Consider the following 21,486-nt stretch of genomic DNA (forward strand, 5'->3'; position numbering starts at 1 on the left):
GAAACGTAGTTGGACTCAATATGTAATGGTAGTGGCGGCTTTACTCTTACTAGTAAGCTCTTTTTTTAGCCCATTTATGCAATCGTTTGCATCTGCCGCAGAAACGACAAAAATTACAATTCACTATCAGCCTGCTTCAAACGATACAAAAGAATGGGGATTATGGGTTTTTCCTGAAGGTAGAGAAGGGAAAGCTTACGCGTTTACAGGAGAAGATCAGTTTGGAAAAGTAGCGGAAGTTGAACTACCTGGTACTTATGACAAAATAGGTTTTATTGTACGAACAGAGTCATGGGAAAAAGATGGAGGAGACCGCTTCGTTTCAGTGGAGAACGGTGAAGGAGAAGTATGGGTAAAAAGTGGAGATGAACATACATATACGTCTCCTCCTGACGGTGAATACCGAGATTTACCGAAGTTTGATAAAGTAAACGTTACCTTAAATTATCATCGGTATGACGGAGATTACAGCGGATGGAATATTTGGACATGGCCAGGTGATGAAAAAGAAGGCAAGCAAATTAAATTTACGGAAGACACGAGTTTTGGGAAGAGAGCAATTTACACACTTAACAGTGAAACTGGTAATTTATTTGACAAAATAGGTTTTATCGTACGCCACTCTACTAGTGATAGCGATTGGGAAAAGAAAGACGGAGGAGACCGCTTTATTACCAAAATTGGTAAAGACGGGAATGTAGAAGTATGGATTGTTCAAGGACAAGATCGAATTTATTATGATCGAGCTGGAGCAGATATCACTCGGAAAATCACGAAAGCGACTATGGATACATTTAATCAAATTACTTTAGAAACAAACGTACCGTTTGACTCTTCTAAGAGCTTAAGAGACATTGAAATCGAAGCAGCTCAAATTGAGAAAGTAATACCTTATAAAGATGGAGGAGACTCCGTTACTACTAAAGTTAAAATTATAACAAAACAGCCTTTGGACGTTACAAAAACGTATAGAATTAAGCAAAAAGGATACGGATCAGCTGATGTAGTCAATGGAAATGTCGTTCGAACAAAAGAATTTGATGAAAAGTATGCGTACAGCGGAAATGACTTAGGAAACACATATTCTAAGAAACAAACAAACTTTCGCGTCTGGGCTCCAACCGCAAGCGAAGCAAAGCTAGTGACTTATTCGTCATGGAACTCGAAAGCTGTAAAAGAAATTTCTATGACTAAAAGTGAAAAAGGAACGTGGAAAGCGGAGTTAAAAGGAAATCAAGACGAACTAATTTATACGTACAAAGTAAAAATTGGAAGCGTGTGGAACGAAGCGGTTGATCCATATGTACGAGCAACAACAGTGAATGGAGATCGCGGAGTTGTTGTAGATTTGACTAAGACAAATCCGGGAAAGTGGAGTACGAATAAACCCAAATTCAAAAATCCAGAAGATGCGATTATCTATGAACTGCACGTACGAGATTTATCGTCTCAAAAAGAGAGCGGTATCAAAAATAAAGGGAAATATTTAGGCGTAGCAGAGTGGAATACGAAAGGACCAAATGGCGTAAAAACAGGACTCAGTCATATTAAAGACTTAGGTGTAACGCATGTTCAGTTTCTGCCTATTTACGATTATCGTACGGTGGATGAAACCAAATTAAACGAGCCGCAGTTTAACTGGGGATATGATCCAAAAAATTATAACGTACCAGAAGGTTCCTATTCAACAAACCCATATAATCCTAAGACTAGAATTATTGAGCTTAAACAAATGATTCAAACGCTTCATGACAAGCAGCTTCGTATGGTAATGGACGTTGTCTATAATCATGTGTATACAGTGAGTGAGCATAGTTTTGATAAACTAGTTCCAGGCTACTACTTCCGCTATAAAGAAGATGGAACTCTATCCAACGGAACAGGTGTTGGAAACGACGCGGCTTCTGAACGGAAAATGGTTCGGAAGTTTATTGTAGATTCTGTGGCTTATTGGGCAAAAGAGTACCATATTGACGGGTTTCGATTTGATTTAATGGGGATTCACGATACAAAGACAATGAATGAAGTGAGAAAGAAGTTAGATGAAATTGATCCTTCCATTATCGTACTAGGAGAGGGCTGGGATCTAGGAACCGAGCTTGATGCTAAGCTAAAAGCTAACCAGAAAAACGCTCAGGATATGAAGCGCATAGCTCACTTTAATGACGGTATGCGAGATGGCCTTAAAGGCAGCGTGTTTTTTGATCATGACAACGGATTTGTTAATGGAAAGCAAGGACAAGAAAAGCTCATACAGCAAAGTATAGCAGCTGGAATAGATTATGATCGTTCAACTGCCACGTATGAAGATCCAGATCAAGTTGTCACGTATGTAGAAGCGCACGATAACCATACGTTATGGGATAAGCTTCAGCTGACGAACCCTGCTGACACGGAGCAAACGAGAAAGCAGATGCATAAGCTTGCTTCTTCCATTATTTTAACATCTCAAGGAATTAACTTTATACATGCAGGTCAAGAGTTTATGAGAACAAAAGGCGGAGATCATAATAGCTATCAGTCACCCGATTCTGTCAATCAGTTAGATTGGAAGCGCCGAGCAGCTTTCAGCCAAGAAGTAGATTATATGAAGGGGCTTATTGCGCTTCGAAAGCAATATTCGTCATTTAGAATGACGAGTGCACAGGCCATTCATCAAAATCTACGTTTTGTAGATGCACCAGCAAACGTAGTAGGTTATACGTTAAATGCTAAAGCCAATAAAGATAAAGCAAACGAAATAATGGTGATTCATAATGCAAATAAACAAGCCCAAACGGTTCATCTACCTTCTAACAGAACGTGGAGATTACTTGTTGACGGCGAGCAGGCAGGAACAAAAACGCTCCGTACGGTGAAAGGAAATATAGTAAACGTTGCGCCTCTTTCGACATTTGTACTAGTAAGATAAGTTTTAGATAACTAGAATACATGTAGAAAAATTCAGAATATTGTACGCAAAATTGTTGATTTTACTAGATAACATGGTAAAATATTGATTGTTAGCGTTTTCAAAATTTGTGGGGAGGTATGTATTTGATGCAAAATCTTGGAGCGAAAAAAGTTGAAATGAGTCCGAAAGTAGTGGAATTTTTAAAAGGAGTTAAACAGCTATACATTAACGGTGAGTGGGTAGACTCTGTTTCAGGAAAAACGTTTGAAACAGTAAATCCAGCAACGGGTGAAAAGTTGGCAGATGTAGCTGAAGCAAATCCAGAGGATATTGATCGTGCCGTGAGAGCGGCTAGAGAAGCATTTGATCATGGACCCTGGACAAGGATGTCAGCAGCTGAAAGAAGCCGACTCATATATAAATTAGCTGATTTAATGGAAACACATCAATTGGAACTTGCGCAGCTTGAAACGCTTGATAACGGAAAACCAATTCGTGAAACATCAAATGCAGACATTCCATTAGCAATTGAACATTTCCGCTACTTTGCAGGGTGGTCAACTAAAATGGTTGGACAAACTATTCCTGTGCAAGGAGCGTATTTTAACTATACAAGATATGAACCAGTAGGAGTTGTTGGCCAAATCATTCCGTGGAACTTCCCTCTTCTAATGGCCGCTTGGAAGCTCGGAGCCGCTTTGGCGACTGGATGTACAATCGTGCTCAAACCAGCAGAGCAAACGCCGCTTTCTGCACTTTACTTGGCTAGACTAGCAGATGAAGCAGGGTTCCCAAAAGGCGTATTAAATATTGTGCCCGGCTACGGGAAAACAGCAGGTGAGCCGCTCGTTCATCATGATCTCGTAGATAAAATTGCTTTTACGGGATCTACTGCTGTCGGAAAAGCAATTATGAAACAAGCTAGCGACTCTTTAAAGCGTGTGACGTTAGAGCTTGGAGGTAAATCACCAAACATTATCCTGCCGGATGCAGACTTAACAAAAGCAGTTCCTGGTGCGCTTTCAGGTATTATGTTTAATCAGGGACAAGTATGTTGTGCTGGAAGTCGTCTGTATGTCCAAAAAAGCTTATATGATAATGTCGTAGCTGATTTAGTTTCTCAAACGAAATCTATTAAACAAGGAAATGGATTAGCAGATGAGACAACAATGGGTCCACTTGTATCTGCGCAGCAGCAAAAACGAGTAAAAACCTATATTGATAAAGGAATTGAAGAAGGAGCGGAAGTACTCGCAGGAGGAAACATTCCATTTGATCAAGGCTATTTCGTAGAACCGACTATCTTTGCAGATGTCGATCATTCGATGACGATTGCTCGTGAAGAAATCTTCGGTCCGGTTGTAGCTGCTATGCCGTTTGATGATCTTGATGATTTGATTGCCAAAGCAAATGATACAGCGTATGGTCTAGCAGCAGGCGTCTGGACACAGGATTTAAAGAAAGCACACTATATTGCTCATGGTATTAAAGCGGGTACAGTTTGGGTGAACTGTTACAACGTATTTGATGCAGCAAGCCCGTTTGGAGGTTATAAACAGTCGGGAATTGGTCGTGAAATGGGAAGCTATGCGCTTGATAATTACACTGAAGTGAAAAGCGTATGGATCAATATGGAATAATAAGTAAGGTTTTTTGTGAAAATCTATAGCATATCTTTGTGTGAAAAAGAGTAGTCTTTAGTGGACTACTCTTTTATTTGTTTAAGTCCCGTATTTTTAGAAAAGGAGTGATAACATTGCCGGTTATACAGGGCCCCTCGTCGTATAAGCTTACCGGTCACCTGCAAAAGTTTAGAGAGAACCCACTGGGTTTTTTGGAAAACTTGACTCAGTATGGAGAAATTGCAACATTTAGAGTTGCGCACAAACGCTTTTATGTAACGAGAGACCCTCAACTTATTAAAGATGTAGTCATTACAAACAGCAAGGCGTTTCAAAAAATTAAACTAACGCATATGTTTAAAACGCTGATAGGTGAAGAAATGTTATGGACAGATGAAGCATTATACATGAGCCCCATTCAACCCTCACAACTTAAACAACATCTAATTTATAATAAGGAAGCAATAGCAAAAATAATTGAAAAGCATACAGAAACGTGGGAAGAAGGGCAGCTTCGAACGATAGTAAAAGACATAAGACAGATAGTCGTAGCTGTACTCCTTCAACTTGTATTTGGCATTTCGATTGAGGATAAAGATAAAATTCACTATGTTCAAGCGCTTATGAGAAAAAAAGAAAAGTTAGGAAAAATTTATATTCGTCTACCTTTGCACCAGCCTGACTCAGATGAGCAGCTAGAACAACTCCTTTTTGAACGTGTTCAAATGCGTGTTCAAAACAAAACCGAAGGAAATGATTTACTGCAGTATATATTGATTTCTTGCGGAGAAGACATCGATGAAAGAGAAATATACGAACAGCTAAATTCTATATTCCTTTCGATGTATGAAATGATTACGCACGTATGCAGCTGGTCTATTCATTTACTGTCTCAAAATACTAGGGAGCACCTTCAGCTGCATAAAGAAATTCAAGCCTATGCTAGCGGTGAATCACTTTCAACCAAAAATCTGATCTATATGCGCAAAATAATTGCTGAAAGCATGAGGTTATATCCGCCTCTTTGGCTATTTGGGCGTCAAGCACGTGAAGATATACAAATAGATGGTTACAGTATTAAAAAAGGGGAGATTATGTTAATTAGCCCTTATATGATGCATCGCCATGAAGATTATTTTTTAGAGCCAAGTGAATTTTTACCTGACCGTTTTGAAAAAGGAGGGTCCATTGATGTCCCAAGCTATATGTATATGCCGCTTGGGATTGAGCATCAAGCAGAAAGGGGCATGGACTATATCACTGAAATAGTAACCATTTTTCTGTCAGAAATGACAAAGCGCTTTTTATTTCAGCTGACTAAGCCCGAGTCTATTGCTCCAATGGCGGGCGTAATGCTGAATATGAAAGAAGAACTGAATGTGAATGTTCACAAAGTTCACACGCAGTCTTGAATGAACGGGAATACTTTCCCTCTTTATATCAGGCTGTCAATTTATTGACACATCCTGCATTGAGATTTATCATAGGGTAATATTTGATAGAGATTACTGAAGGATTTTTAGAGGGGACTATGGATAAAACAATTAAACAGTTAGTGTCGCTAGTTGAAACATCATTACTAACGCAAGTTACGATTCAAAGTGAAAGTGACTATGATCCAGTTGAAGTTACGAACAAAACAAAAGAGTGGGTACTTATTGGTAAAGGAAACTATGCCGGTGTGTTTACGCACGAAAATTATCCTGAATTTGTCGTGAAAGTATACGGAAGAGAAATTTATGGTGTAAAAAAAGAAGCGCAAGTGTATAGAAAGCTGGGCGTTCACCCAGCTTATTCTCAACTTTTTCATGAGGGAAAGACGTACTTGATTCTAAAAAGACTTACAGGCGTTACTTTGTATGATGCCGTACAGCGGGGAATAAAGATTCCAGAACAAGTCATAAAAGATGTGAACAAAGCTTTGGACTATGCAAGAAGCCAGGGTTTAAACCCGTATGATGTGCATGGCAAAAATGTCATGATGAAAGATGGAAGAGGGTATGTGGTGGATATTTCTGACTTTTATAAGAAAGGTATTGATAAAAAATGGACAGACCTTGTAAAAGCTTATTACACCTTTTATCCGTTTATTGATAAGTATCATATCCGCTTGCCGTACCCGCTTTTAAACGTTATCAGAAAAGCATATCGTCTATATCGTAGAATCAAATCAAAAAGGAGTTTCCGCTAAAGGGAACTCCTTTTTAAGATGAGATACAGCGCAGTACATGCTGCTGCTCAAAAGTTGGTTTTAATTTGAATAGAATGGTTTGTAGTATTTCAGATTGATAGACAAATTTTAGCGTATGTTTAAGGGAAAGAGGATGTAAGAAAGAACGTATTCTTTTTTCAGCATAACGTATCACCTGTTCTTCATAAAATAAAGTACGTGCGGAGATTTTAGCGTGAATGTCTTTTGTTAGTTCGATGGTAAACTGGATAATCATTAAATCAGTGTCTTTACAGTATTTTTCTAGTAGCATGATATCACCTCCATTTTGTCAACTCATTTACATAATCTTAATATAAAATTTACAAATGTCAATAAAACACGGAAAAATAAATGGTAAGACTGTTCTTTTTATATGTTGAATAAACAAGAACGTTACAGAGGTGAATAAAGTTGAACATTAACGTCGGGTTTGCAATTTTAGCTGATATTGATAATAAGATGACGGCTGCTATTTATGTGGAAAATCAAATTGTAGCGATTATAGCTGGACCTTCAGATATTCTGTATGAAAAGTTGAAAAAAGTGTTTTTATAATAGAGAAAAGCTGTAATTGTAAATATGATTCATAAAAAGCTTAAAGATTCTATGAAATAGTCGAAATAAAAGATGAGGATAAAATACACAAAAAGAAAGAACAGGAAGTTTAGGATAGGAGAATTACATATGGATAAAACATCTTTTATTGGACTGATTTTAGGAATAGCCTCTCTTATTGTAGGTATGTTTTTCAAAGGGGTTAATCCATCTGTGTTAGGAAATCCGGCTGCTATTTTAATTATTATTGTCGGAACCGTCGGAGCAGTAGTGATTGCATTTCCTTCAAATGAAATCAAGAGAGTCCCAAAACTGTTTGGTGTCCTGTTTAAAGAACAAAAAATGCTGCAGCCCGTTGATTTAGTATCCATGTTTTCTGAATGGGGACAAGTTGTTCGAAAAGAAGGGTTACTATCACTTGAAGCCCAAATTATTGATGTAGATGACCCTTTCTTAAAAAATGGTTTGAATTTAGCTATTGATGGTCAAAGTGCGGATTATATACGAGACGTGTTGTCTGAAGAAATTGATGCTATGGAAGAAAGACATCAAACGGGTGCAAGTATTTTCGCTTTAGCAGGTACATATGCTCCAACTCTGGGTGTACTTGGAGCTGTTATAGGGTTAATTGCTGCGCTTGGGAACATGGAAGATACAGATACGCTAGGACATGCGATCAGCGCGGCGTTTGTTGCTACGCTTCTTGGTATTTTTACTGGGTATGTACTATGGCATCCGTTTGCAAATAAACTAAAGCGTAAATCGAAACATGAGGTAAAGGTAAAGTATATGATGATCGAAGGAGTGCTTTCACTCTTAGAAGGAGAAACACCAAAAGTAATTGAGCAAAAGCTGGCTTCTTATTTGCCAACAGCGGAACGTAAAAAGCTTCTTCAAGAAAGTGAAGTGGGCATAAATGAGTAGACGCAGAAAACGAAAGCACGAGGAGGACCATGTTGACGAAAGCTGGCTGCTTCCTTACTCAGATTTGCTTACACTTTTACTTGCTTTATTCATTGTATTGTTTGCAATGAGCTCAGTGGATGCGCAAAAATTTAAGAACCTTTCTCGCGCATTTAATGAAGCGTTCGTTGGAGGAACGGGCGTGATGGAATTTCAATCTCTGCAGGAATCTGAAGAAGTGGTTCAGCCTTCAAATACTCCTGCAGCTAAAAGTACGGAAAAAACAAATGAAGTGGAGACAGCTCTCAATCAGTCTCCTGCTTCTTCACAATCGTTAACGAGCGAACAAAAGGAGCAAACCATTCGAGAAGCTGATCAAGAAGAGCTTCAGCAAATTCAATCTAAAATTAATGCGTATATTCAAAAGAAAAACTTAACAAATCAATTACAGACTTCGCTAACCGAGGAAGGTCTCTTAATTTCCATTCGAGACAATGTATTGTTTGATTCGGGAAGAGCACAAGTTCGGAGTGAAGATACAAAAATCGCAAATGATATTTCAGAGCTTTTGGTGATTGATCCTCCTCGTAATATTATTATTAGCGGTCACACCGATAACGTACCTATTCGCAACGCTGGTTTTGAATCCAACTGGGAGTTAAGCGTGATGAGAGCAGTTAACTTTATGAAAGTTATCTTAAAAAATGATAAGCTTAATCCAAGCATGTTCAGTGCAAAAGGATTTGGAGAGTTCAAACCGGTGACATCTAACAATACAGCAGAGGGGCAAGCGAAAAATAGAAGGGTTGAAATATTGATTACTCCTCGTACAATTAAACAGCCGTAAAAGCAGTCCTGCTTTTACGGCTGTTTTCTATGTGTTATAAAGCTAAGAGTCTTCTCTTTTCAAAGTTTCCTCGTACTAACTTGAGATCCATTCCATCTAAAATCAAGTCAATGAGAGCGCCTTTAAAGACATCCGCTGTTTTTTTCTTATCATTGGACTGCAAATATTGCACGCGATACCACTTGTCTTCAACTTGAAAGTACATAAAACGTCCGTGCGTAAAGTCAATCCAAAACTTTGTAGGTTGTCCATTGAGATTTTTATAAACATATCCCCAGCTTCGTCCTTGGTGAGCGTCCTTCATTTTAGGGCGAGCTGTATTAAATACTTCGTAATATACTTTGTGCTTAATATCATAGAGCATCATGTGACAGTCCTCCTATCTATAGACGTGCTAGCAGGTAAAGATTATATTTGTATACAACAAGTATACTCAGCTGAAAGGAATCGTAGACTATTTTTTTGAGACAAGCAGGAGCAAAGGTGAATGAAAAAGACAGTTTAAATTAGCTCAATCATTCCGCTTTTTTTATACTGTAAGTAAATGAGTTAAATAAGGAGGAAAAAATGAGACGAGTAGGAATAGTAGGTGCTGGAATGACGGGTCTTACAGCAGCGGCTGAATTACAAAAAGAAGGAATAGAGGTCTTTCTTCTTGATAAGGGTAAAAGTGTAGGGGGACGAATGGCTACCCGAAGAGTAGGGGATGGAAAAGCAGATCACGGAGCTCAATTTTTTACAGTGAGATCCGATGAATTTCAACAAGACGTAAATAAATGGATAGCTGATAGAAAGGTTAAGAAGTGGTTTGGTGACCATCACCCTCGGTATCAAAGTATGAATGGCATGAATGCGCTAGCTAAATATTTAGCTGAAGATCTACGCGTATACGTGAATCGAAAAGTTCAAACCATTGATTTTCAAAACGGAAGGTATCAGCTGTATACAGAAGAAAATGAGGTTTTTGAAGCGACTGATATCATTCTTACACCTCCGTCTCCTCAGGTTATTGAGGTACTTAATAATAGTAAGCTGCAAGCGGACCAATCTGTTCTTAAAACACTGAAATTTAGCCCCTGCTTGGTTGCTATCGTGGAGCTTTACACAGAGATGCTGTATGGTGATCATGGTCAACTCACGAATCCATCTAGCACAATCCAAAGAATCGTTAATCATCAGCAAAAAGGAATATCAAAGACGCCCGTTCTTAGCATATATATGAATAAAGACTGGTCAGAAAAACATTTTGATGAACATGAACATGAGTTGCTGCGGGCGATAAAAAATGAAATAAAAGAATGGATAGGTGCAAATCATATTAAAAGCATTCAGTTAAAGAAATGGCGCTATGCAGAGGTTGAACAAGTTCTTCATCAGCCCTTTGCTGAAATTATGCCGTCGCTACTGGTGGCAGGAGATGCTTTTTTAAGAAGGGAAGACGAGACGAATCACTCACGGTTAGAGAGCGCATATTTGTCAGGGAAATCGGCAGCCGCTGAATTAATGGGAAAGAACATCTAGAAAAAGGAGGGACCAAGAAGTGAAAAATAATTGGATAATGAAACAAACCTGGAAAGATTTACTGTTTATTCATTGGCCTGTAGATCCGGCATTTTTGGCTTCTTTATTGCCTAGTCAGTTAGAGCCTGACACCTATGATGGTCAAGGATGGATTGCACTTGTGCCTTTTACGATGACAGACATTCGATTCAAAGGAACGCCCGCAGTTCCCATCTTTTCACGGCTATATGAGCTAAATGTGCGTACATATGTTACATATAAAGGGGAAAAAGGCGTTTATTTTTTTAGTTTAGACGCAAGCAATCCACTAGGGGTATGGATTGCACGTCAGTTTTTTCATTTGCCTTATTACCACGCTGCTATGACATTCAACAAAACTCAGAACCATATTTCTTTTCAGTCAGTTCGAACACACAGAGACTCAAAAAAAGAGCGAGTAAAGCTTACATATAGAGGTACTTCTCCGTCCTATCGGAGTAGAAAAGGAGAATTAGCTCATTGGCTTACAGAGCGCTACTGCTTATTTACCACTCATCAAGGAAATGTCTACAGAGGAGATCTTTATCATGATCCTTGGGAGCTGCAAAAAGGGGAGTGTGAAATAAGAGATGATTCTATTACTCAGCCTTTTTTGCGCCCGACGGACAGTCACGATTTAATTGTTCACTACGCAAATCAAGTCAAGGCTTATTTTTATCCTTTTAAAAAAGTATAAGTATCAAAACAAAATTAAAAAGTCTTCATACCCTTCTTCTTTAAGCTTCTCTTTTGGAATGAAGCGCAAAGCCGCGGAATTTACTTGATAGTATTCGCTGTTTTCTTCGGTTAATAGTAAACCCAAATAGTTATTTCCTTCTTTGCTTTTTAGTGCTGTTTCATGCTGCATCGGAACTTTTTTTATATTTCCGTATAAAATAGGGCGTTTAAAAACCGGCCACCCTGTATGGGAAGGGAGCTGATCTGACGTTTTAAACAGTGCTTCTCCCGTTAGAAGATCAACGTAAATTCCTTGTTTTTTGTTATTCCAATATAAATTTGTAAAAGGAGGTTCGGTTCCGCTTTCCTGCGTAACAAAGTATTGCATAGGCGTTAGGACCTTTTTGATGTAAGAGCGGTCCTTTGGCCAATGCTGCGTCAGAAAATCAGTTCGCCCCGAGCCTTCTTTGTATAATTTATAGTGAAATGCGTTTTTTCGATAATAATCCTGCTGCTGCTCTTCTGCTTCGTAAAAAGAAGAAAAAGGTAAAATAGGTGTGACGATAGGACGCTTAAAGCGCCCGCTTTGGGCTAGCTTTCTTTTAGAGTCGAAAGCCGCTTCTTTTTGTTTTTCGTTATGATAAAAAATAATGGCTCGATACGACGGTCCGCGGTCTGAAAACTGTCCGCCGGAATCCGTAGGGTCAATTTGCTGCCAATACAGGTTAAGCAGCTCTTCAAACTTAATTTGAGAAGGATCCCATACAATTTGTACTGCTTCTACGTATTCGCTTTCCTGTTTAGTTTCAGAAGTAATTTGTTCATCTTTAGCGTAGCCCGAGCGGATACTGCTGATTCCTGTAAGCTGATCAAAAGGAGCGACCATGCACCAAAAGCATCCTCCCGCAAACGTTGCATATTCTTTCATGTTACTTTCCTCTTTTCGTTGAATAAAATAAATGAAAATATATTTATATATTAAAATGTATAAACAAACAGAAAGCGCTTTATAACTAGTCTTGTAAGAAAGCACACTCTTGTGGTATTATGACCACTGGATAAAAGAAAAATGGCATATTGTTTACGCGAGTATCCTTATTTTATGTTCTTAAAAAGATGCAGTTTATTGTTTAAGTACTCATAGAAATACATACGTTGGAGCAGTAAAAGGAACAATTAAAAAATAAGGACGTTTTGCTCTTAAACGATACCACATTCCAGAATCTACATACCAGTTTAGGAGGAGCTAGTTTGAACACAACCCGTTTACCATCTATGTGGGAAATAATGATTGTGCTTGCTTTATTTTTAGCTGTTGTTATTTCATTTGCAACTGTTTTTGATTTACCTATTCAGCTCGCTTTATTTATTTCATGGTTTATTGTTATGGCATTAGGAGTACGACTTGGGTATACGTATAATCAGCTGCAAGGGGCCATTACAAGAGGAATATCAAACGGCTTAGAAGCTATTTTAATTTTATTAGCCGTCGGTACGTTAATTGGAACATGGATTGCCGGAGGAGTTGTTCCTTCTCTTATTTATTTTGGATTAGAGTTTATTAATCCAACATTCTTTTTACTTGCTACACTTATCATTTGCTCTATTACCTCGATTTCAACAGGAACATCTTGGGGAACGGTTGGCACAGCTGGAATTGCGATGATGGGAATTGGACAGGGGCTAGGTATGCCGCTTCCTTTAGTAGCAGGAGCCGTGATTTCAGGAGCTTATTTTGGAGACAAACTTTCTCCTCTTTCTGACAGTACCATTTTATCTGCGTCAATGGCTCGAGTGAATGTTATTGATCACGTAAAAGCAATGTTAGTTTTAGATATTCCTGCTTACCTCATTACGGCAGTACTATTTACCGTAACAGGATTTATGTATGGAGGTAAAGATTTTGATGCTGGACGTGTAGAAGAATTAAAGTCTTCGCTGTTGGATACATTCCATATCAGCGGGTGGATGCTGATTCCTGCTTTGGCTGTCATTGTCCTTTTAGCATTAAAGAAACCTTCTCTTCCAGCAATTGCAATTGGTTCATTGTTAGGAATTATATGGGCAGTTGTCTTTCAACATATGGATGTGGCGAGCGCATTTAATACCGCTTATGAAGGATTTAAAATTAATACCGATAATACATTTTTAAGTGAGCTGTTAAACCGAGGCGGGATTTTAAGCATGGTTGACTCTATTATTGTGATTATTTTCGGTCTAGGATTTGGCGGTTTATTAGATGAGCTGGGCGTCTTAGAAGTCCTGCTATCTAAATTTGAAAAAATTCTTGTCAATTCAGGAAACGTTACGGCTTCTACTATTTTCGTTGGGTTATTAGGAAATATATTTGGTTGTGCGATGTATGTTTCATTGATTTTAACACCGAAAATTATGGAGAAAAGTTATGACAAGTTAAGAATACAGCGTCTGGTGCTTGCCCGTAACTCAGAAGTAGGGGGAACCTTAACTTCAGGGATGGTTCCGTGGACGGACAACGGTGTATTTCTAGCTACAACGCTTGGGATTTCTACATTCGCTTATCTGCCGTTTATGTGGCTCAGCTTTGTCTCTATTATTTTGGCGATTATTTACGGATATACAGGGAAATTCATTTGGTACGTAACCGAAGAAAAACAACGTTCTTCTATAGCGAAATAAAAGAGGCTGGAACAAGAGTATTTTAGTTGAAGGAAAATCCGAACGATGAATTGAGATTCTTGATGGAGAATCAACTTCGTTCGGATTTTTTTATTGGTACAATTTGATCGCCTTTAGATTGAATTGATTTAGTTATGTCTCGAGCTCTTTTTGATCAAATCATTTCTGGATATTCGATTTTCCAGTGAACATTTTGAAGGTAAAGCTGAACATCCGTCTTTTTTTTCTGCTTCAGAAGTTTCAGAATATGTCGGTGATGTTCATTCATCACATGTAAAATGGCGTATAGCTCTTTATTGTCATCGCTAAAGTACGTTTGTCTGATGAATCCGTCTTGTAAAGACATAAGCTGTTCTTTTAAGGTCACATTATCGCATCGGTTCAAATATACTCGATGAAAATACGTTTGATATTTTTGATAATCCTGATAATTTTCTAATTCAATCGAAACATCGATTTTTTTAATAAGCTCATCCATCTTCGTAAAATCTTCTTCAGTTAAGTGATCAATCGACAGGGCAGCTGCCAGACCATCTAAAGCACCGACGATTTCAAATACTTCTAGTTTTTTTGGTGTATCAATTTCCTTTACAGTAAACCCTCTGCGCGGTCTGTATTCTAATAGGTTGTCTGAAGCCAATTTAATAAGCGCTTCTCTTACAGGCGTTCGGCTGACATTCAGCTGAGAACAAATACTGGCTTCATTTATTTTGTCGTTAGGCAGCAGTGTACCGTCTTGAATTTGACTTGCTATGTAGTTATATACATGATCTTTTAATGAATGATAAATCATAGGCCCCTTGTTCATTGTTTCCCCCTAAAATAAATATCGCATCAGCTGTTCTTTCTCTTCATGTCATGGTGATGAAAGAGTATAAAAATAGCAAGAAAGAACGTACAGGTATAAAAATAATCATATCATATCACTTCATTTAATCTTAGTTAGAATATAAAAAATAGAATTATTGAAATATTTTTTACTATTCATTGTTGTAAAAAATCTGAAAAATGATATAATCGTAAAAAGATTTAAGAAGTGTATATTGTATACAATATACAAAATTTATACATATCGAAGAAATAGAGCCTACTCCTGCAGAGAAGAGACTATAAAGAATATGTAAATAAACCGAGTTTTTAGATAGGTTTACTATAAAAGGAGGAACACAATGGGGGAGAATACAACATCTATGAATCAGTTACAAAGAAAAATGAAAAGCCGTCATTTATTTATGATTTCCCTTGGCGGTGTTATCGGTACGGGGTTGTTTCTTAACTCAGGCTACACAATTAATGCAGCAGGTCCTGGGGGAACACTCCTTGCTTATTTAATCGGTGGATTAATTATGTATTTAGTCATGATATGTCTAGGGGAACTAAGCGTAGCAATGCCTGTGTCAGGATCATTTCAAGTATACGCTACAAAGTTTATAGGGCCGGGAACTGGTTTTGCGGTTGGCTGGCTCTACTGGCTGACTTGGGTGGTATCTGTCGGATCGGAGTTTACAGCGTCTGGGTTGCTTATGCAAAGATGGTTTCCTGACGTTTCGGTTTGGATATGGAGCGCGCTGTTTGCCCTTTTATTATTTGGTTTAAATGCAACATCTGTACGTTTTTTCGGCGAAACAGAATTTTGGTTTTCAAGTATTAAAGTATTAACGATTATTGTATTTATTATTTTAGGCGCAGCAGCGATGTTTGGATTCATTCCTCTTAGCGGTCATGAAAAAGCGCCGATGCTTTCTCATTTTACAGGAGAAGGCGGTTTATTTCCAAATGGACTTATGCCTGTATTAATTACGATGGTTTCCGTTAGCTTTGCTTTTTCGGGAACAGAATTAATTGGTATTACGGCGGGGGAAACAGAGGATCCGGAAAAGAACATACCTCGAGCAATTAAAAATATCATTTGGCGTACGTTCTTCTTCTTTATTGGCGCCATGTTTGTCCTATCTGGGTTGATTTCATGGAAACAAGCAGGAGTGTTAGAAAGTCCTTTTGTGACGGTATTTGATCAAATAGGTATTCCTTACGCAGCAGATATTATGAACTTGGTTATTTTAACAGCTTTATTATCAAACGCTAATGCAGGATTATATGCATGTTCGAGAATGCTATGGTCATTATCTGATCAAAAAATGGTCAGCACTTGGTTAGGGAAAGTAACGTCTAAAGGAGTTCCATTTAATTCGTTACTTATCAGCATGGGAGTGGCATGTCTGTCCTTGCTGTCAAGCGTAGTTGCACCAACAACTGTTTACTTAGTATTAGTTTCTATTTCTGGATTTGCGGTTGTAGCTGTATGGATGGCTATTGCGGCTTCTCACTTTATGTTCAGAAGACGCTATATTAAAGAAGGGAATGATGTATCGAAGCTTGTTTACAAAGCTCCTTTATATCCTATTGTACCTATCTTAGCGTTTGTTTTATGCTTTGCTGCTTGTGTAGGACTGGCTTTTGATGAGAGTCAGCGTATCGCATTATACTGCGGTATCCCATTTGTCCTTTTTTGTTACTTGTTTTATTATTTGAAAAATAAAAAAGGAAACAGAAAAAACGAAAGTCAGCCTATAGCAAAATAAAAAGCAGAAGACCTAGGTCTTCTGCTTTTTTTGCATACAAAAACACCCTATCCATCCGTACTGGTTAAGTGTCCCGCAACAAGCGAAATTGAATTGGATAGGGTGCGTATCTATATAGTAGAGAAAGAGGCGCCATTTGTCAAACTTATTTAGCGTCGCCCTACTTAAAAATAGAAAAACGAAAGGTTTTCACTGTTTTTTCATTTTCACTATGTATAGTAAGGAATGTAAAGAAAAGATATTCGCAGCAGCACGTCGTACAAATCCATAGAACGCAAAAGAAAGGAGGAAGTCAAATGGCTAAGCGGGATGCGTATTTTGATAACGTAAAATTCATCTTAATTGTATTAGTAGTGTTTGGCCATTTGTTAACTCCCTTCATCAATGATGAACAGTGGTTACGAACGCTCTACATATTTATTTACACTTTTCATATGCCAGCGTTTATTTTAATAAGCGGATATTTTGCAAAGGGATACCGAAAGAAAGGATATATGTGGAAGATGGCGAAGAAAGTATTGTTTCCCTATATTATCTTTCAACTTATCTATGCGGTATATGATTATAAACTGTATGATGAATCGTCATTCGAAGTTTCAGTGTTTCAGCCAGCTTGGTCACTGTGGTTTTTACTAAGTTTATTTTGTTGGAATGCAATGCTGTTCATTTTTACAAAGATCAAATATCCTTTAGCCGTCGCGGCAGTTTTAGGAATTATGATTGGCTTATGTGAGCCGCTGGAAACAACGTTAAGTCTTTCTAGAACATTTGTATTCTTTCCCTTCTTCTTAGCAGGGTTTTATATGAAAAAAGAACATTTTAAAAAGTTGACGTCTGTTTCTTGTAAGAAAGTAGCTGGAGGCACATTGCTGATTATTGCTCTGTGGATCCAGTATATAGCACCGGATTTTGAGAAGGAGTGGCTATTTGGTTCAAAATCTTATGCCTCCTTAGGTGTAAATCAAGTAGAGGGAATGATCATTCGTACACTATTTTATAGCATCAGCTTAGCAATGACGGTTTCCTTTCTAGCTTTGATCCCTACACAGACGATGTCTTTTACATCTCGAGGTGCTCAAACCTTTTATGTGTATTTGCTACATGGATTTCTAATTAAATATATTCGCTTATCTTCTTTTGGAGACTGGATAGAAAGTGTACAAGGATACAGCATTCTTCTGATTGGAGCTTGTGGAGTGGCGTGGTTGTTGTCGAGTAAATACGTATCTACGATTGCAAGGCCTTTAATTGAGCTTAAACCGTTACCAACGCGCAAAAGTTTAAGTTTAGGTAAGTAATGAGAAATGGAAAAGGAGTTTAATGATGTCTAAAAACAAAATAATTATGATTATTGCAGCTGTTGTCATTATTGCTGCAGTAGCTATTGGTGCCGTAGCAATGAATAAATCAAAGGTGGTTGCTACCGTTGGTGATGAAAAAATCACAAAAGATCAACTGTACGAAGCTCTTCTTGCCCAAGGAGGATCAAGCGTCCTTGATTCACTGATTGAACAAAAAGTCATTTCAAAAGAAGCAGCTAAACAAAATATTAAAGTAACCGATAAAGAAATTAATGCTGAATTGGAAAACCTTAAAAGTCAGTATGGGGGAGAAGATGCATTAAATCAAGCATTAACATCCAGCGGTGTAAAATTGTCAGAGCTGAAAAAAGACTTAAAGACAAATATCGAAGCAAAAAAAATGGTCGAGTCGACTATTAATATTAAAGATAGTGAAATCAAATCGTACTTTAATGAAAATAAAGATTCACTAGCTACAGAAGCACAGGTAAAAGCTAGTCATATCTTAGTAGCAGACGAAAAAACAGCGAAAGAAGTAAAGGCAAAGCTTGATAAAGGAGAAGATTTTGCGAAGCTAGCAAAAGAGTATTCAACAGATACAGCTTCTAAATCAGATGGCGGAAATCTTGGATACTTCAAAAAAGGCGATATGGTCGAAGCATTTGCCAACAAAGCATTTTCAATGAAAGTAAATGAAGTGAGTGATCCTGTTAAAACAGAATACGGTTATCACATTATTAAAGTAACGGGCAAAAAAGAAGCGCAAAAAGCAACATATGAAAACAGCAAAGCAAAAATTAAGCAAACGCTGCTTGATCAAAAATACCAAACAGAGTATCCAACATGGTTACAAAAGCTAAAGAAAAAGTACGATATTACAAACAAACTTGATTCATAAATAATACCTTAACGAAATGAGGGGATGGATATGAAACAAACAGCGTCTTATAGCAAATTAGAAAAAATCGTCGAACAATTGAAGCACAGAGGTGTACGAGCTGAGATATGCCGGCGTGTTGTAAAGGTCACAGAAACTGTTAATGGATCAAATCCTTCATATTCAAATCAAATCGTTAGTCATTCATAAAAGTACAAAAGAAGCGAACTGCTGAACAGCAGTTCGCGCCCATTCTTAATACAGGTAGGGAAAATTAAAATGAAGAGAGATCAGTAGAGGCAGCTTGTTTCTGCTGATTCTTTTTGTATAATAAAGTAAACAAAAGGATGCAGGGAAATGTATCGGGTGAAGGAAGGAGTTACGCAGAATGAATGTACTGCTAGCAGAAGATGATTTGCAGCTAGGTGAATTAGTTAGTTATATGCTGAAGAAAAAAGGAGGCTATAACGTCGAATGGGTGACAGAAGGGAATGATGCATATGATTATGCATCTGAAGCGCACTATGATGTGTTAATTCTTGACTGGATGATGCCCAATGGAGACGGAATCGATGTATGTAAACGTCTAAGAAAAGAAGGATACGCCGGAGCTATTCTTATGTTAACAGCAAAAGATGCAGTTCAAGATCGTATACAAGGCTTAGATGCGGGAGCGGATGATTACGTTATTAAGCCATTTGAAATTGACGAGCTGCTTGCAAGGCTTCGCGCTTTGTCTCGCCGTAATTATGCGCCAATTTTAGAAGAAGAAGTAGAGATTGCCAGCATGATATTAAAAAGAGCAAGTCAAACCGTGCAGTTTGACAAGGAGTTTATTCAATTAAGTCCTCGTGAATTTCAACTGCTAGATTTTTTAGTGAAAAACAAAGGACAAGTTCTTTCTCGAGATATTATTTTAGACCGGGTATGGGGATATGAATCAGATGTTTCGATTAAAACGATTGATGCGACGGTTAAACTTTTGCGAAAAAAACTAGAGAAATTCAACAAACAGGATCTTATTCAAAGCATTCGCGGAGTAGGCTACAAAATTGAAAGCTAAACTTCTTACGAGGGCTAAACAGAAAGTAAAACAAAAAGTAAAGCAAGATTTATTCAGCCAGACGCAAAATCGTTTAACATTCCGATACAGCGCATTACTAATGCTGTTTCTGCTTTTATTCGTATTTATTGTTTATGCATTGGTATATGTGGTTGTATCCAACAGTCAGCAGCAAAACTTAAATAGCATGTTAAAACAAGAGTCTCGAATTGTCCAAAGCATCTTAATTAAACAAGCGATAAACAGCTCGGATCAACAGTCAAAAGAAGAGTACAAAAACATTGTCGTAGCCGGTGAAGATCAGTTTTTTTATTATGTAATCAGTCCTGAAGGGGACCTTATTATGGGAAACGAAGCGAGCGAGCGGCTTCGCTCTAACTTATTAGATTTAATTGATGGGTGGATCCCTATTGAAAATGAAGTGAGGAAAGAACGAATAAAAGCCCCGCGTCCTAGCTTTGAACACATTGAAGGAGTAAAAGGGCAAAACGGGGAAGGCAAAATAGATATTGATTTGATGATGGCGGGTGAACCTATTTTTTATAAAGGTCAATTTTTAGGGATGCTTTATATTGGAAAAGACGTTTCATTTCTTTATCAGCTGTTAAAGTGGCTCCTTATTATTATGCTGAGCCTTACCGTACTGTTTGTAGGAGTAGCCATTTATATCAGCCGCTTAATGTCAAAACGTGCCATGGTCCCAATTGAAACAGCTTTCCAAAAGCAAAAAGAGTTTGTGGCGGATGCATCCCATGAGTTAAGAACGCCGCTTAGCGTTATGCTTTCTTCTATCAACGCTTTAGAAATGCAGGAGGAAGTAACAGAAGATCCTTTTTCTAAAAAATTAATCAATAATATGAAAGCTGAAGTGAAGCGGATGACGAGTCTCGTCAGTGATTTGCTTACGCTTGCACGCTCAGACTCTAATAAAGTAGAAAAAGCAATGATGCCCTTTGATATTACAGATGCGGTGCAAAAGGTAATGGAATCCGTTGAAACCCTAGCGATTTCTAAACATATTGATTTGCAGCTGGATACGCCGGAAAAATTAGTGGTAACTGGAGATCAAGAGCGTCTAACTCAGCTGATTTACATTTTGTTAGACAATGCTATTAAATATACGACTCCTCATGGAAGTGTAAACATTCAAGTGGTTCAGCATGGGAGTGAATGTATATTAAAAGTACGTGATACAGGGGTTGGAATTCATCCCGACGAAAAGGATCGAATCTTTGACCGCTTTTATCGTGCTGATAAATCCCGATCCCGTCAAATGGGAGGTCATGGGCTTGGCCTAGCAATCGCTAAATGGATTGTAGAAACACATAAAGGAAAAATTGACGTAGAAAGTGAACAAGAAAAAGGAAGTACATTTACAGTAAGGTTGCCAATGTCACAAAAAGTGAAAAAGAGTTAAAAGAGGCTGTGACAAAATTAGTTGAAGGAAGATCCGAACGAGTTTGATTCTTGATGGGGAATCAAACTCGTTCGGATTTTTTTATGGTTAGGGTGAACGTAGGTTTCACGTATGTAGTTGCTTCTAGCTGTTGATTGGAGGGCAAGGAGAAGACTCTTGCGGGAAAAGCGAAATAGGTGAGACCCCGCAGAAAGCGAAGGCTTGCACGGAAATCAACAGCAGTGTCACAAGCGATCTATACTTGCCCATTTATCCAATTTGTTCGTCCATTGATTTGGTTATGTCTCAATCTCTTTTTAGTTAGTGAAAGTGACCAAATGAAAAAGAAAAGTTTAGACA

At 38.0% G+C, this 21,486-nt stretch carries 21 protein-coding genes; 17 read left to right on the top strand and 4 right to left on the bottom strand.

The genetic code is table 11. From position 1 onward, the window contains the following. Positions 1-25: 25 nt before the first annotated feature. The 4 genes from pulA to LIS78_RS10785 all read left to right on the top strand — a co-directional run bounded on the left by pulA (position 26) and on the right by LIS78_RS10785 (position 6,706). The gene (gene pulA / locus LIS78_RS10770) at positions 26-2,911 is read left to right on the top strand and encodes a type I pullulanase (RefSeq protein ID WP_350495075.1); all 2,886 of its coding nucleotides are present in this window, start codon (positions 26-28) and stop codon (positions 2,909-2,911) included. Between the two features lie 128 nt (positions 2,912-3,039). Next, complete coding sequence (locus LIS78_RS10775) at positions 3,040-4,533, top strand: aldehyde dehydrogenase family protein (protein WP_195783274.1); 1,494 nt, start codon at positions 3,040-3,042, stop codon at positions 4,531-4,533. 107 nt (positions 4,534-4,640) lie between these two features. Next, positions 4,641-5,927 (top strand): cytochrome P450, encoded by a 1,287-nt coding sequence (locus tag LIS78_RS10780; protein WP_252285337.1) that lies wholly within the window; start codon positions 4,641-4,643, stop codon positions 5,925-5,927. A gap of 119 nt (positions 5,928-6,046) precedes the next feature. Then, entirely contained in the window at positions 6,047-6,706 is a 660-nt protein-coding gene (locus tag LIS78_RS10785; protein ID WP_195780270.1) for a serine/threonine-protein kinase, read from the top strand. A 13-nt stretch (positions 6,707-6,719) separates the two neighbouring features. On the opposite strand, the gene LIS78_RS10790 is transcribed toward LIS78_RS10785, so the two are convergent. Next, positions 6,720-6,998: a hypothetical protein gene (locus LIS78_RS10790; protein ID WP_014460422.1), complete on the bottom strand. Its 279-nt coding sequence runs from the start codon at positions 6,996-6,998 to the stop codon at positions 6,720-6,722. Between the two features lie 140 nt (positions 6,999-7,138). Between LIS78_RS10790 and LIS78_RS10795 the strand changes: the two genes are divergently transcribed. From LIS78_RS10795 to motB, 3 genes are all read left to right on the top strand, one after another. Beyond that, a complete protein-coding gene (locus LIS78_RS10795) occupies positions 7,139-7,282 on the top strand; it encodes a hypothetical protein (protein WP_014460421.1) in 144 nt (47 codons plus the stop codon). Between the two features lie 129 nt (positions 7,283-7,411). Next, positions 7,412-8,206 (top strand): flagellar motor stator protein MotA, encoded by a 795-nt coding sequence (gene motA, locus LIS78_RS10800; RefSeq protein ID WP_013056745.1) that lies wholly within the window; start codon positions 7,412-7,414, stop codon positions 8,204-8,206. Then, the gene (gene motB / locus LIS78_RS10805; RefSeq protein WP_252285145.1) at positions 8,199-9,032 is read left to right on the top strand and encodes a flagellar motor protein MotB; all 834 of its coding nucleotides are present in this window, start codon (positions 8,199-8,201) and stop codon (positions 9,030-9,032) included. The genes motA and motB overlap by 8 nt, the downstream gene beginning before the upstream one ends. A 34-nt stretch (positions 9,033-9,066) precedes the next feature. On the opposite strand, the gene LIS78_RS10810 is transcribed toward motB, so the two are convergent. After that, on the bottom strand, positions 9,067-9,399 hold the full coding sequence (locus LIS78_RS10810; protein WP_013056747.1) for a hypothetical protein: 333 nt from the start codon (positions 9,397-9,399) through the stop codon (positions 9,067-9,069). Positions 9,400-9,599: 200 nt separating this feature from the next. On the opposite strand from LIS78_RS10810, the gene LIS78_RS10815 reads away from it, so the two are divergent. Together LIS78_RS10815 and LIS78_RS10820 are read left to right on the top strand one after the other, a co-directional pair. Next, a complete protein-coding gene (locus tag LIS78_RS10815; RefSeq protein WP_195780268.1) occupies positions 9,600-10,553 on the top strand; it encodes an NAD(P)/FAD-dependent oxidoreductase in 954 nt (317 codons plus the stop codon). A 19-nt stretch (positions 10,554-10,572) separates the two neighbouring features. Further along, on the top strand, positions 10,573-11,268 hold the full coding sequence (locus tag LIS78_RS10820) for a YqjF family protein (RefSeq protein ID WP_195780267.1): 696 nt from the start codon (positions 10,573-10,575) through the stop codon (positions 11,266-11,268). A 3-nt stretch (positions 11,269-11,271) separates the two neighbouring features. Here LIS78_RS10820 and msrA read toward each other — a convergent pair whose 3' ends face one another. Then, positions 11,272-12,177, bottom strand: a complete 906-nt coding sequence (gene msrA / locus LIS78_RS10825; protein WP_195780266.1) for a peptide-methionine (S)-S-oxide reductase MsrA — start codon at positions 12,175-12,177, stop codon at positions 11,272-11,274. Between the two features lie 323 nt (positions 12,178-12,500). Between msrA and nhaC the strand changes: the two genes are divergently transcribed. Further along, positions 12,501-13,907 carry a Na+/H+ antiporter NhaC gene (nhaC, locus tag LIS78_RS10830; RefSeq protein ID WP_209151569.1) on the top strand — a complete coding sequence of 469 codons (1,407 nt, stop codon included), beginning with the start codon at positions 12,501-12,503 and terminating at the stop codon, positions 13,905-13,907. Between the two features lie 154 nt (positions 13,908-14,061). Here the strand turns inward: nhaC and LIS78_RS10835 are convergent, their stop codons facing one another. Beyond that, positions 14,062-14,715: a GntR family transcriptional regulator gene (locus LIS78_RS10835; protein WP_195780264.1), complete on the bottom strand. Its 654-nt coding sequence runs from the start codon at positions 14,713-14,715 to the stop codon at positions 14,062-14,064. Positions 14,716-15,076: 361 nt separating this feature from the next. Between LIS78_RS10835 and LIS78_RS10840 the strand changes: the two genes are divergently transcribed. From LIS78_RS10840 to LIS78_RS10870, 7 genes are all read left to right on the top strand, one after another. After that, positions 15,077-16,489, top strand: a complete 1,413-nt coding sequence (locus tag LIS78_RS10840) for an amino acid permease (protein ID WP_025752074.1) — start codon at positions 15,077-15,079, stop codon at positions 16,487-16,489. A gap of 296 nt (positions 16,490-16,785) precedes the next feature. After that, positions 16,786-17,787 (top strand): acyltransferase family protein, encoded by a 1,002-nt coding sequence (locus LIS78_RS10845; protein WP_195780263.1) that lies wholly within the window; start codon positions 16,786-16,788, stop codon positions 17,785-17,787. A gap of 25 nt (positions 17,788-17,812) precedes the next feature. Continuing rightward, a complete protein-coding gene (locus LIS78_RS10850) occupies positions 17,813-18,688 on the top strand; it encodes a peptidylprolyl isomerase (protein WP_251396424.1) in 876 nt (291 codons plus the stop codon). Positions 18,689-18,718: 30 nt separating this feature from the next. Further along, positions 18,719-18,877 (top strand): hypothetical protein, encoded by a 159-nt coding sequence (locus LIS78_RS10855; RefSeq protein WP_155017217.1) that lies wholly within the window; start codon positions 18,719-18,721, stop codon positions 18,875-18,877. Positions 18,878-19,055: 178 nt separating this feature from the next. Continuing rightward, the gene (locus tag LIS78_RS10860; protein WP_252285146.1) at positions 19,056-19,730 is read left to right on the top strand and encodes a response regulator transcription factor; all 675 of its coding nucleotides are present in this window, start codon (positions 19,056-19,058) and stop codon (positions 19,728-19,730) included. After that, positions 19,720-21,147: a sensor histidine kinase gene (locus tag LIS78_RS10865; protein WP_195780261.1), complete on the top strand. Its 1,428-nt coding sequence runs from the start codon at positions 19,720-19,722 to the stop codon at positions 21,145-21,147. Before LIS78_RS10860 ends, LIS78_RS10865 begins: the two co-directional genes overlap by 11 nt. A gap of 130 nt (positions 21,148-21,277) precedes the next feature. Then, the gene (locus LIS78_RS10870) at positions 21,278-21,451 is read left to right on the top strand and encodes a hypothetical protein (RefSeq protein WP_252285147.1); all 174 of its coding nucleotides are present in this window, start codon (positions 21,278-21,280) and stop codon (positions 21,449-21,451) included. The last annotated feature ends 35 nt before the right edge of the window (positions 21,452-21,486 follow it).

Origin of the sequence: Priestia megaterium (assembly GCF_023824195.1) — a bacterium.
Lineage (GTDB): Bacteria > Bacillota > Bacilli > Bacillales > Bacillaceae_H > Priestia > Priestia megaterium_D.